Source organism: Propionispora vibrioides (assembly GCF_900110485.1).
GTDB lineage: Bacteria > Bacillota > Negativicutes > Propionisporales > Propionisporaceae > Propionispora > Propionispora vibrioides.
Genome location: NZ_FODY01000023.1, coordinates 38,982 through 51,554, shown reverse-complemented (window position 1 = coordinate 51,554; position 12,573 = coordinate 38,982). Strand labels below are relative to the sequence as shown.

Annotated in this window: 10 protein-coding genes; all 10 read left to right on the top strand. The window is 51.1% G+C overall.

Annotated features, from left to right (window positions below; all coding sequences use genetic code 11):
- The first annotated feature begins 31 nt into the window (after positions 1-31).
- The gene (locus tag BMW43_RS15975; protein ID WP_091749876.1) at positions 32-1,054 is read left to right on the top strand and encodes an ABC transporter substrate-binding protein; all 1,023 of its coding nucleotides are present in this window, start codon (positions 32-34) and stop codon (positions 1,052-1,054) included.
- Positions 1,055-1,160: 106 nt separating this feature from the next.
- Entirely contained in the window at positions 1,161-3,188 is a 2,028-nt protein-coding gene (hutU, locus tag BMW43_RS15970) for a urocanate hydratase (RefSeq protein ID WP_091749874.1), read from the top strand.
- A gap of 7 nt (positions 3,189-3,195) precedes the next feature.
- The gene (gene hutI / locus BMW43_RS15965; RefSeq protein WP_091749871.1) at positions 3,196-4,446 is read left to right on the top strand and encodes an imidazolonepropionase; all 1,251 of its coding nucleotides are present in this window, start codon (positions 3,196-3,198) and stop codon (positions 4,444-4,446) included.
- Entirely contained in the window at positions 4,431-5,291 is an 861-nt protein-coding gene (locus BMW43_RS15960) for an ABC transporter permease (protein ID WP_091749868.1), read from the top strand. The genes hutI and BMW43_RS15960 overlap by 16 nt, the downstream gene beginning before the upstream one ends.
- A 35-nt stretch (positions 5,292-5,326) precedes the next feature.
- Positions 5,327-6,115, top strand: a complete 789-nt coding sequence (locus tag BMW43_RS15955; protein ID WP_091749865.1) for an ABC transporter ATP-binding protein — start codon at positions 5,327-5,329, stop codon at positions 6,113-6,115.
- The gene (locus tag BMW43_RS15950; RefSeq protein ID WP_091749862.1) at positions 6,108-6,737 is read left to right on the top strand and encodes a HutD/Ves family protein; all 630 of its coding nucleotides are present in this window, start codon (positions 6,108-6,110) and stop codon (positions 6,735-6,737) included. Before BMW43_RS15955 ends, BMW43_RS15950 begins: the two co-directional genes overlap by 8 nt.
- Positions 6,738-6,787: 50 nt before the next feature.
- Positions 6,788-7,756 (top strand): C-terminal binding protein, encoded by a 969-nt coding sequence (locus tag BMW43_RS15945; protein WP_091749859.1) that lies wholly within the window; start codon positions 6,788-6,790, stop codon positions 7,754-7,756.
- 205 nt (positions 7,757-7,961) lie between these two features.
- Complete coding sequence (locus BMW43_RS15940; RefSeq protein WP_091749857.1) at positions 7,962-9,839, top strand: thiamine pyrophosphate-dependent enzyme; 1,878 nt, start codon at positions 7,962-7,964, stop codon at positions 9,837-9,839.
- Positions 9,826-10,443, top strand: a complete 618-nt coding sequence (locus BMW43_RS15935; RefSeq protein ID WP_091749854.1) for a 2-oxoacid:acceptor oxidoreductase family protein — start codon at positions 9,826-9,828, stop codon at positions 10,441-10,443. Before BMW43_RS15940 ends, BMW43_RS15935 begins: the two co-directional genes overlap by 14 nt.
- Before the next feature lie 15 nt (positions 10,444-10,458).
- Complete coding sequence (locus tag BMW43_RS15930) at positions 10,459-12,489, top strand: acetate--CoA ligase family protein (protein ID WP_091749851.1); 2,031 nt, start codon at positions 10,459-10,461, stop codon at positions 12,487-12,489.
- Positions 12,490-12,573 lie beyond the last annotated feature (84 nt).

The following is a 12,573-nucleotide window of genomic DNA, read 5'->3' as shown; positions in this document are numbered from 1 at the left end:
AGATAATCAAAAAATAAGAGGGGTGTGCAGTATGTGTAAATCATTTAGAAACGTATTCTCTCTGGTGATGGTCCTTGCGCTTGTCGCTGCGTTGTTTGCCGGCTGCGGCGGTAGTAAGGAAACGAAGCCGGCGGAAACAGCCGCCAAAGCCTACAACGGTACGGTGAAAATTGGCGCTTCTTCCTGGATTGGCTACGCGCCGCTGTATGTAGCCGTAGAAAAAGGATTCTTTAAGAAGCATGGTGTTGATGTAGAGATGCAAACCATTCAAAGCGCCGGCGACAGAAAGACCGCCCTGGCGGCTGACAAAATTCAAGGGATGGCCAGTACGGTGGATACCCAGGTTATGACCCAGGCAGCCGGCATTAAAATCGTTCAGATGCTGGCGCTGGATACTTCCAGCGGCGGTGACGGTGTGGTGGCTAAAAAGGAAATCGCCAGCCTGAAGGATTTAAAAGGCAAAACGGTTGGGTTGGACACCACCGGTGGTGCCAGCTACTTCTGGTTCCAGTATTTACTGGGTAAAGAAGGCTTAAGCTTCAATGACATCAAGGTTCAGAGCATGACGGCCGGTGATGCCGGGGCAGCCTTTGTAGCCGGCAAAATTGACGCGGCCGTAACCTGGCAGCCTTGGCTGACCAATGCTACCAAAACAAGTTTCGGTCATGTGCTGGTTTCCAGCAAGGAAACTCCCGGGGTCATTGTGGATTCCCTGGCATTACGCAAGGATTTTGTCGATAAATACCCGGACAGTGTGGAAGGTATTGTAAAGGGCTGGTATGACGCCATTGAATATATGAAGACCAATCCGGAGGATGCCAATAAAATTATGGCCAAGGCTATGGGCCAGTCGGTTGAAGAGTTTACCCAATCGCTGCCTGATGTAGAGTTTTATGATCAGGCCGGCAATAAGACTTATTTCGGCACTGACGGTAAGAAAGGCCTGATTTACGAAGTGAGTGAAAAGGCCGCCGACTTGTGGCTGAAGGAAAAACTGATTCAGGAAAAACCCAATCTTGACGAAATGATCAATGGCAGCTTCATAGTCAAATAAACAGGCCGTGCAGGTTTGCGGAGAAATGACGCGGTTTTAAAACCCTTATCGTTTCTCCGTGGCAGGCACGCCCAGATTCAATGCATAGCTGAGGAGGCAAGACCAGATGGCTTATCAAAAGCAGATTAAAGACGCCATGCAGATCAGGCTTGATGAAGCTCTGCCGGATATGCCGGAATTCGCCCCCCATATCCGCAGGGCACCGGCCAGAAAATTCAACTTATCCAAGGAACAGACGGAGATCGCGTTAAAAAATGCGTTGCGCTATATTGAGCCTCAGTATCATGAGCAAATAATTCCCGAGTTTTTAGATGAACTGATCAACCGGGGCAGAATATACGGCTATCGTTTTCGACCGTCCGGCAGAATCTATGGCCGTCCGGTCACGGAATACAAGGGATGCTGTCTGGAGGGAAAGGCTTTCCAGGTGATGATGGACAATAACCTGGATTTTGAGGTGGCTTTGTATCCCTATGAACTGGTCACCTATGGTGAAACGGGTAGCGTCTGTCAGAACTGGATGCAATACCGGCTCATAAAAAAATATCTGGAGAGCATGACACAAGACCAGACACTGGTGGTACAGTCCGGACATCCCCTGGGACTGTTTAAGTCGCATCCCGGCGCTCCACGGGTTATTATTACCAATTCGATGATGGTTGGTATGTTCGACAATCAGGAAAGCTGGGAAACGGCAGCGCAAATGGGAGTAGCCAATTACGGGCAAATGACCGCCGGCGGCTGGATGTATATCGGCCCGCAGGGCATTGTCCACGGCACATATAACACGTTGCTTAATGTCGGCCGTATGCATTATCAGGTTCCGGTTGACGGTGATTTAAGAGGGTTGTTGTTTGTCAGCTCCGGTCTTGGCGGGATGAGCGGGGCACAACCTAAAGCTATTGAGATTGCCAACGGTGTGGGCATTATTGCCGAGGTGGATGAATCCAGGATCCATACCCGTTTGCAGCAAGGCTGGATACAAAAGTCATCCAGCGATTTGGCGGAAGTGTTTGCCTGGGCTGCTCAGGCCATGCGGGAGAAAAAAGCCCTGTCCATCGCCTATCACGGCAATATTGTCGATTTGCTGGAATATGCGGTAGCCAGTAAGATTAAAATCCCCATCCTGTCCGATCAAACCTCCTGTCATGCTGTATATGAAGGTGGCTATTGTCCTCAGGGAATTTCCTTCGCCGAACGTACCGAGTTATTAAGCAAGGACCGGATACGGTTTAAGCAATTGGTAGATCGAACGCTGCAAAGGCATTATGAGCTGATTAAAGCCTGTGTCGCTCAGGGGACGTATTTTTTTGATTATGGAAATTCTTTTTTGAAAGCTGTCTATGATGCCGGCGTAAAAGAAATATCCAAAAACGGCAGGGACGAAAAAGACGGTTTTGTTTACCCATCCTATGTGGAAGACATTATGGGACCGCAGCTATTTGATTACGGTTACGGACCGTTTCGCTGGGTATGCTTAAGCGGCAAGGAAAGTGATTTGTTAAAGACTGATCAGGCGGCGCTGGAATGTATAGATCCTTCCCGGCGCTATCAGGATAGAGACAATTACAACTGGATCAGGGATGCCGAAAAGAATCGACTCGTAGTTGGCACTAAGGCCCGGATTCTATATCAGGATGCCGAGGGCCGAATGGCTGTCGCTCTTAAGTTTAATGAACTGGTTCGCAAGGGGGACATCGGGCCGGTTATGCTGGGCCGTGATCATCACGATGTCAGCGGTACTGATTCACCGTTTAGAGAGACGGCCAATATCAAGGACGGCAGTAATGTCATGGCCGATATGGCAGTTCAGTGTTACGCCGGGAATGCGGCAAGAGGGATGAGCCTGATTGCCCTGCATAACGGCGGTGGCGTGGGCATTGGCAAATCTATTAACGGTGGGTTTGGCCTGGTCCTGGATGGCAGTACCCGGGTGGATGAGATTATCAAAAGCGCCATGCTGTGGGATGTTATGGGCGGCGTTGCCCGGCGCAACTGGGCCCGTAACGAGCATTCCATCGCAACCTCCCTGGAGTACAATCAGAGGTACCGGGGGGTAAGCCAAATCACGCTGCCCTATGTAGCTGACGATCAGTTGGTTGCGAAGCAGGTCAAAAAATATTGGAAAGAATGATGCTGTTATGAAAGGTGTAGTCATACAAAATGCCGCGGAAGTAGTGACGCCGGTGGGAGGGCAGGCTAAATTCGGTCGGGAGATGAATGATCTTAGCCGGATAGAGCATGCTTCCGTTGTGATTGAGGATGGAATGATTCAGGCGGTAGACCAGACGGCGGTGATTGCCTCCCGGTATGATCTGCGTCAGTATGAGCGGATTGATGCCGCTGGTCAGAGTGTCATTCCCGGTTTCGTGGACTCGCACACTCATTTCCTATTTGGCGGATACCGGGCGGATGAGTTTATGCTACGACTTACAGGCAGTACTTATATGGAACTTATGGCTGCCGGCGGCGGTATCGGCAGTACGGTACGGCATACCCGGCAAACCGGCAGAGAGGAATTATACCGGCTGGGAAAAGATCGTCTGGACGCCATGCTGGCGTTCGGGATCACCACGGTAGAAGGCAAAAGCGGTTACGGTCTGGAGCGGGAAACGGAGCTCAAACAGTTGACTGTCATGCAGGCGTTGGCGCAGGACCATCCACTGGAACTGGTTAGCACGTTTATGGGAGCCCATGCTGTTCCGCCGGAATATCGCGGCCGGGAGGAGTCCTATATTGACTTTTTATTGGCAGAGGTGCTGCCTGTCGTCAAGGAAAGAGGTTTGGCTGAGTTTTGTGATGTGTTTTGCGAGCAGGGTGTTTTTTCACTGGAACAGTCCCGGCGATTGTTGCTGCAAGCCCGGGAATTAGGCTTTGGTCTTAAGCTTCATGCCGATGAGATTTGCTCGCTGGGCGGGGCTGAGCTGGCCGGTGAATTGCAAGCCGTTTCTGCCGAGCATTTATTGCATGCTTCTAAGGACGGAATACAGGCGTTGGCCCGCAACCGGGTGATTGCCACCTTGCTGCCCAGTACGGCTTTTTGTTTGAATGAGCCCTTTGCGGCAGCCCGCAGCATGATTGATTCCGGATGTGCGGTGGCCCTGGCCAGTGATTTCAATCCGGGAAGTTGTTTTAGCTATTCGGTGCCGCTGCTTTTGGCCCTGGCCTGTATCAAGATGAAAATGACGGCGGAAGAGGCGCTTACGGCCCTGACACTGAACGGCGCCGCCGCCTTGAACCGGGCGGAACGGCTAGGAAGTATTGAGCCAGGGAAGCAGGCCGACCTGCTGATCTTAAAGTATCCGAGCTACAAATTTTTAATCTATCATACGGGTATCAACGTTGTGCAAAAAGTAATCAAAAAAGGGTGTTTGCTATGTACAAACAGGTAGAAGTAGCGAAAGGAGCGGAGTTTATGGTTAAGTATAACAGTGAAGATAAAGCTCTGTTCTCCACGATTAAAGATTCATTTACCCCGCGGCAAAGCATCACGCCGCAGGTATATGCTGTTTTAGGCGCCGCTACGTTTGGCGCGGTGTTTATCCTGTGGGGCCTGTTGACGTATAGCGGTATGGTCGATGCTCTGTTCATGCCTACGCCAACGGCAGCGGCGCAGGCTGCAGTAAAGCTGTTTGCCGAACTGGGATATAGTCAGGATATTCTTATTACCATTATCCGGGTTATGGCCGGGTTTGTTATCGCCGCCATGGTGGCTGTACCGCTGGGCATTCTGATTGGAACCTATACCCCGGTGGAAGCCTTGCTGGAGCCGATTATGTCCTTTGTCCGCTATCTGCCGGCATCGGCGTTTATTCCGCTGTTCATTTTGTGGATCGGTGTGGATGAACCGGAGAAGATTGCTGTTATTATTACCGGCAGTCTGCCGCAACTGGTCTTAATGGTGGCCGTGGCTACCAGAAAGGTTTCCGGTGATTTAATTGAAGTTGCCTATACCCTGGGAACTTCCAAGGCGGCAGTGCTCTGGAAAATTATCCTGCCGGCCAGTATGCCGGCTATTTTGGACGCAGTACGCATGGTGCTGGGCTGGGCCTGGACCTATGTGATTGTGGCCGAACTGGTTGGTGCTTCTTCCGGTATTGGCTATATGATTATTCAATCACAGCGGATGCTGTCAACGGCCAATATATTTGTCGGCATTTTGTCTATTGGTTTAATTGGCCTGGCCTTTGATTATTGCTTTAAAATGCTGCAGCGCAAATTATTTCCCTGGAGCTGAGCCGTAATGGTGAAGCCAAGTTAGGAGTGAGTTAGATGGAAACGAGCCATGATTATTTGGTGGTTTATGGTGTGACCAAAGAGTTTGAAACACAGGGAAAAACCATAACGGCGCTGGACGAAACCTATTTGAGTGTTGCCCCCAACGAGTTTGTTTCCATATTGGGACCGTCGGGCTGTGGCAAATCCACGCTGCTCAGAATGGTGGGCGGCTTGACCAAACCGACCAGGGGACAAATCATTCTTGATCGGAAAGAAATTAAAGAGCCGGGCGCCGACCGGGGTATGGTGTTCCAGGCCTATACGTTATTTCCCTGGCTGACGGTTGAGGAGAATATTGAATACGGTTTGACGCAGAAACAGATGCCCAAGCAAGAACGCCGGGACATTGCCCGGAGCTATGTGGATATTGTGGGTTTGCGAGGCTTTGAAAAATCCTATCCGAAGGCGTTGTCCGGCGGAATGAAGCAACGGGTAGCACTGGCTCGGGCGCTGGCCAACAATCCGGAAATTCTGCTGCTGGATGAACCCTTTGGGGCTTTGGATATGCAAACTCGTGGCCTGATGCAGGAACTGCTGCTGGATGTATGGCAAAAATATCCCAAAACCATTCTGATGGTTACCCACGATATTGAAGAAGCCGTATTCCTGGCAGACAGGGTGGTGGTGATGACCTCGCGGCCAGGATCGATTAAGGAAATTATTAATGTGGAGCTGCCCAGACCCCGCGATTATCACGTGAAAATATCGGAGCAGTTTATTGAATACAAACGGCAGGCTATGGAATTAATCCACGAAGAAAGCGTGAAGAGTATCCATGCATAACCATTTTGTCAGCATTGTACGAGGTCATGAGTGTAAAACCACAGCCTGGTCGGGCGGTGCGACCACCGAATTATTAATCGATCCGCCCGGAGCTTCCTATCAGGAAAGAAATTTTTCCTGGCGCCTGAGCGTGGCAACGGTAGATGATCCGGAATCGATTTTTACAGCCTTGCCTGAGGTAAAAAGAATCCTGCTCTTATTGCGGGGCCAGGTCCGGCTGGTCCATGAGGGGCATTATGAGACAGCTCTGCGGCCATTTACGCAGGATACGTTTTGGGGAGACTGGCGGACCCATTGTTATGGCCGGGCAACCGATTTTAACCTGATGACCCGTACGCCTTATCGCGGCAGCGTTGCTCCGCTTTTTCTTACAGGACAGGAGCCGCAGCGGCTTACATTTGATCAGGATATTACCGGTGAGACCGGTATCCTGGTTTTATATGTTTGGCAGGGCGGTTTGACTGTCAGTGTGGATGGCCGGAATTATCGGCTCAGGGCCGGCGATGTTTGCCGAATTGAGGCCGGACAGGGAGAAACTCCGTCTGTCATTTTGGTTAACCGGGATAGGAAGCCTGCCAAAGGTGTGATTACTACGATTTATAAAGAGAGAAAAGATGGATAGTGCGCGGCAGGTCATTGTGTTTACGAGTGTATTAGTGGGAGGTGAAGGCTTTGCAACCGCTTATTTGGATTATTGATGAAGAGTGGCCTGATTATGAAACTGAGAAAGATGTTTTAGCCCGTAAATTTCCTGATTGTACCATTCGGTTTTCCGGAGAGCAGTTTGCTGCCGATCTGGCTGATTTCGGGAAAAAGGCAGATGCCATTATCTGCCAGGTTAATATTGCTATGTCGGCGGATGTCATTAAAGAATTAGAAAACTGTAAAGTCATTGCGGTATATGGCGCCGGTTATGACAAGGTAGATGTAAGAAGTGCTAAAGATAAAGGAATTCTGGTTACCAATGTGCCGGGGTATTGTAATGAAGACCTGTCGGATTATGTGATGGCCAGCATCTATCATTTCAATAAACAACTGACTGACTGGCAGTTGCCGATCAAACAGGGCTTATGGGGGGCACAGGCCGTTAACCACCCGGTAAAGCGGGTCAGCAAATCAACGCTCTTTATTATCGGATTTGGCAAAATCGGCTGGATGACAGCAAGGAAGGCAAAAGCTCTAGGGATGAGAGTGCTGGCTTACGGCCCGCATTTGACGACGGAAACAGCGAAAACATACGGAGTCGAAAATGTGGACTTCGATACGGGACTGGCTCAGGCTGACTATGTCAGTGTGCACACTCCTTTTACCGAGGCTACGGCTTCGCTCCTTTCCTATAAAGATTTTAATAAAATGAAACCGACTGCCTATTTTATCAACACGTCGCGCGGCGGTGTGGTAAACCAGAAAGATCTGCTACAGGCAGTCCGGGAAAAGAAGATTGCCGGAGCTGTGCTGGATGTGCTGCAGCAGGAACCGCCTGATCGTCGTGATGTCATTTTGCGCTGCCCGCAGATTTTAGTGACCCCTCATATTTCCTATTTATCGGAAGAGGCGCTTGCTGAACTGAAATACCGGGCGGCAGACAATGCGGCGAAAGTTCTGGCGGGAGAACCTACGGCGGATGTTGTTGCAATCTAGGGAACCACTGATTTATTCACACTGCCCGGCCTGACCGATCTTTTTCCATCTGGCTGCGTTAGTAAAACCTTGAAATAGGGATCGCTATCCTGCGGTTTTACTTTCTCGCCAGCCGAAAAAATCTCTCGCCAGTCCGGCAGGCTCCTCAAATCAGGGTTTCCAAAGAGAAATAAACGGGTGCAGAAAGCATAAGGAGGTTTTTATTATGACAGCGAAAATGGTCAGTGGGAATGAAGCCATCGCCTTAGGTGCCTTGCGTGCCGGCGTCAAAGTAATAGCGGGATATCCGGGGACTCCTTCGACGGAAGTGATTGCCAGTCTCTGGAATAAAGAACTTCCCGGAACCAGCGTTGAGTGGAGTACCAATGAAAAGGTGGCTTTTGAAGTAGCCGCTGCCAGTGCAATGGTCGGTTCAAGGGCTATGTGCACCATGAAAATGTCGGGAGTCAATGTGGCGTATGATTCCATTATTGGTATTGCCTATTCGGGCTGTACCGGTGGCTTGGTTATTTATGTAGCGGACGATCCGGGTGTAAATGCCGGCATGTGTGAGCAGGATTCCCGCGATTTTGCCGTTATGGCGGATATGCCGATGCTGGAACCGGGGACATTGCAGGAAGCTTATGATTTAACCAAGTATGCCTTTGTCTTGTCGGAAGCTATCCAGTCGCCGGTCTTTATCCGTTCGACAACCAATGTTGCCCAGTCTCACGGCATGGTGGAGGTGGAAGAACGGGTTCTGCCGGCGAATAAAAACCCTGGGTTGGAGAGAAATATTGCCAAATACACCAAGGCCGGAGCGGTTATCGCCATGACTCAGCACCGTGAATTGCTGGAGCGGTTGGACAAGGCCAAGCAAGAGATCACCGCCGCGCGCTGGGATCGTCTGAAGCTGGCCAAGCAGCCGGGCGGCCTGGGGATCGTTTCAGTCGGTGTTGTAAACAGCTATGTGGATGAGGCGCTCAGTCTTGCCGACGAACTGCAGCTTTCGCTGCCGGAACCTTCCACTTTGCAGCTCACTCATACCATTCCCTTTGCGGTGGATGAGATGAAGGAGCTGTTGTCCCACTGTTCCACCGTGCTGGTTGCCGAGGAACTGGAGCCTTTACTGGAAAATCGTCTGTACATGGAAGCCTATAAACTGGGTGTTAAGGTTACTATTGTCGGTAAAAATGATGCAACTTTCAGCCGCATCGGTGAGTACGATGCAAAACTGATTTTGCAGGGAATTTGTAAGGCACTTAACCTGGCTTGTCCGCAGGAAGCATTGGCGCCGGACATGCAACCGGAACAACATGCCGCCGCCCGCCCGATCACCACCTGCGCCGGTTGCCCGCATCGCGGCACCTATATGGCTATTAATAAAGCCATCCGCAATCTAAAGTATAAAAGCAGTGAAATCATCGTTACCGGTGATATCGGCTGTACCATATTAGGCATCAACCCGCCATTCAACACGCTTTGGACCGAAGTGTCCATGGGCGCCAGCATCCCGATGGCCCAGGGGTTTATTTACGGCGGTGTGGCAAAGCCAGTACTGGCTACTATCGGTGATTCTACCTTTTTTCATGCGGGTATTCCGGGCTTGATCAATGCCATTCAACATAATGTAAATTTGACAGTTATCGTGATGGATAATGGTTGGACGGCCATGACCGGCATGCAGGTTAATCCGGGCACTATTCTCGATTATCAGCAGACTTCCTGTCGGCAGCTTGATTTGGCGAAAGTGATTGCCGGATTGGGTGTGGATCACTTGACTATAGTTGATCCTTATGATCTAAAGGCCACCACGGCGGCTATCGAAAAATCAATCGGCCTCTCTGGAGTCAAAGTTATATTGGCCCGGCGCGAATGTGCCATTCAGGCTTCCCGCCGTAAAGTTGCTTACGAACCGGTAACCGTAAAAATGGAAGCTTGCACCAAGTGCAAAAGCTGTATTGTTATCACCGGTTGTCCGGCAATCAGTCTGGGCGAGGCTGCCGTTGCGATAGATCAGGCGCAGTGCAATGGCTGCGGCCTCTGTATGGCCGTTTGTCCTACAGCGGCTATAGTAAAGGAGGGCAAATATGATGAGCTGTGATATTTATATTGTGGGCGTTGGCGGTCAAGGGGTGTTGACCATCGCCGAAATTATTTCCAGTGTGGCGTTTAAGAAGGGGATTTCCTGTAATTTTTATCCGACAAAAGGGATGGCACAGCGCGGCGGTTTTGTCAAAGCGCAGCTCCGTCTGGGTCGCAAGGCCGTTGGCCCCAATATCCCGCAGCAGGAAGCCGATCTGGTTATATCCATGGAGTTGTCGGAATCGCTAAAAGCCATTCGCTATCTAAAACCGGGTGCAGATTTCTTGCTGTACGGTTCGAAATGGGAGCCTGCCGCCGTTATGCTTGGTAGAGCGCCTTATCCCTCGCTGTCACAGGTGGGCAGGGAAGTGAAGGATGCCGGCGGTAAACTGCATTATCTGTCGCCTGAGCTTCTCCCGGAGTTTCAGGGGAGGCCGGTACGGGACAATCTGTTTGTAATGGGTGCTATTTTTGGCAGTACCGGGGCTGAACTGGGATTTACGGCGGAAGAGGTAAAGGAAGACATTGCTGGGCGCTGGCCGAAAGCGGCGGAGCAGAACCTGTTTGCTTTTCAGGCAGGGGTGAAAGCCGTAACTCAGGAGAATGTGGATATTTTAGCATAAGGAGGTGTCGTAACCATGGAATATCAAGCACTGTTTTCACCGCGCGGCGTAGCTGTGGTCGGATCGGCCTCTCCCGGAAAACTGGCCAATGTGTTGATTCACCGTCTGATCGAGGGCGGCTGTGAAAATATTTATGCGGTCAATCCCAAAGGAGCGGGGGTTGGCCCTGTACCGGGTGTGAGTTCGTTTGCGCCGCTTAAGAATCTGGTCGATCTGGCGGTTATCGCCGCTCCGGCGGCAACGGTCAAGAATGTCCTGACTGATTGCGGTAAAGCCGGGGTCAAGGCGGCGGTAATTATTACATCAGGATTTTCTGAAATCGGCAATGCTGCTGCTGAAGAGGAAGTGCTGGCAGTTGCCAGACAATACGGGATACGTTTTATCGGGCCCAACTGTGCCGGGCTGGTCAGTACGCAGAGCAAGCTGGTTGCCACTTTGGAAACCAGCCCGCCACAAGGCAATATTGCACTGATTTCCCAAAGCGGGGCGGTAGGCGGCGTTTTTATGGCTCTGGCTAAAGAGCAGGGCCTGGGGATTTCCAAGTTTGTGAGCTTTGGTAACGGTCCGGATTTAAGTGTCATTGAGCTGCTGCAATATTTAAAAGAGGATAAGGAGACCAACGTTATCGCTCTTTATTTGGAGACTGTTACACAAGGCCGTGAATTTATGCGGGTGGTAAGAGATGTAACTTTAAAAAAACCGGTTATCGTAGTAAAGTCCGGCCGTACCGATACCGGTCAACGGGCTGCGCTTTCCCACACCGGCTCAATGGCCGGGTCGGATAAGGTGTTTGATGCTGCCTTAAAGCAGGCCGGGGCGATTCGGGTGGAAAGCCTTGAGGAAATGCTGGATTTGTGCAATGGCTTTTCCTACCTGCCGCCGTTGTCGGGGAAGAAGGTAATGATTTTGACAAATTCCGGCGGTCCCGGTGTTATGTCGGCCGATAAGGCTGATCAAGCGGGGTTGGTGGTGGCTGATCCCAGTCCGGATTTAAAGGCCGCACTGCAGGCGTTTTTACCTGTTCATGCCGGTGTGAGAAACCCGATTGATCTCACGGTGGAGGGTACCGGGGAAGAATATCAAAAAAGCCTGGAGCAGGCGCTCAAAGAATATGATGCAGCACTGGTACTGTATATTGGCACTCCCTACCTGAGGGCCATGCCGGTTGCCGAGGGTGTCGCGATAGCGGCGGCCGGCAGCCGCAAGCCGGTTGTTTCGGTGCTTCAGGTTGGCTCCGACTTAAGTGAAAGCCTGCATTTCCTGCGGAATCACAGACTGCCTGTTTTTCCCTCCGGCGAGCGGGCTGTGCGGGTTCTGGCCTATATGGCGGAGTATGAAGCCTATAAAACCAGGCAACTGACAGTACCGGCGGTTGCTGGCGATGAGCGGTGCCTGGCAGGTAAACCGTCTTTGCTGGAGCCGGAAGCCATGGCTTTATTGCAAAAGAATGGCATCCCTATACCGGAGTATTATTTTGCCAAGACCAGAGAAGAAGCACTTGACGGCTGTCACACTTTAGGATATCCAGTGGTTATGAAGGTGGTCTCGCCGGATATTCTGCATAAATCGGACTGTGGCGGCGTGGTGCTGAATATCGACAGTGACGATAAGGCCGCCCAGGCTTTTCAGACGATACAGACAGCCACGGCCGGCTGTGATTTTTGCGGCGTCATCATCTATCCTATGTTAAAGGGTGGCCGGGAAGTGATTTTAGGGTTGACCCGTGATCTTCAGTTCGGGCCGGTGCTTGCCTTTGGCTTAGGGGGAATTTATACGGAAGTGTTGCAGGACATCGCTTTGCGGGTAGCTCCTGTTAGCAGGGAAGAAGCAAGGGAAATGATAGCAAGTATTCGTACCTATCCGATTCTCCAGGGGGTCCGCGGACAGGCCAAAGCCGATCTGGATGCATTGGCCGATGCGATTGCAGCGTTTTCCCAATTGCCGTTCCACTATGAAGATATCCGGGAGGCCGATTTAAATCCGGTGTTTGTTTTCCCGGAGGGCCTGGCTGTTGCCGATGCCCGGATCGTAGGCGCTAAAGCCTGATATATGCTAAAGAACCAATACGGAGGTGAAGAAGCCGCAAATAAAAAACTACCGGAAGCGCGGACAATAGCTCCCGGTAGTTTT

What these genes read in the sequence shown, in the direction of transcription:
- BMW43_RS15930 (WP_091749851.1), top strand. Translation starts at nt 10,459, where the DNA reads ATGGAATATCAAGCACTGTTTTCACCGCGCGGCGTAGCTGTGGTCGGA.
- BMW43_RS15940 (WP_091749857.1), top strand. Translation starts at nt 7,962, where the DNA reads ATGACAGCGAAAATGGTCAGTGGGAATGAAGCCATCGCCTTAGGTGCC.
- BMW43_RS15955 (WP_091749865.1), top strand. Translation starts at nt 5,327, where the DNA reads ATGGAAACGAGCCATGATTATTTGGTGGTTTATGGTGTGACCAAAGAG.
- hutU (WP_091749874.1), top strand. Translation starts at nt 1,161, where the DNA reads ATGGCTTATCAAAAGCAGATTAAAGACGCCATGCAGATCAGGCTTGAT.
- BMW43_RS15975 (WP_091749876.1), top strand. Translation starts at nt 32, where the DNA reads ATGTGTAAATCATTTAGAAACGTATTCTCTCTGGTGATGGTCCTTGCG.
- BMW43_RS15960 (WP_091749868.1), top strand. Translation starts at nt 4,431, where the DNA reads ATGTACAAACAGGTAGAAGTAGCGAAAGGAGCGGAGTTTATGGTTAAG.
- hutI (WP_091749871.1), top strand. Translation starts at nt 3,196, where the DNA reads ATGAAAGGTGTAGTCATACAAAATGCCGCGGAAGTAGTGACGCCGGTG.
- BMW43_RS15935 (WP_091749854.1), top strand. Translation starts at nt 9,826, where the DNA reads ATGATGAGCTGTGATATTTATATTGTGGGCGTTGGCGGTCAAGGGGTG.
- BMW43_RS15950 (WP_091749862.1), top strand. Translation starts at nt 6,108, where the DNA reads ATGCATAACCATTTTGTCAGCATTGTACGAGGTCATGAGTGTAAAACC.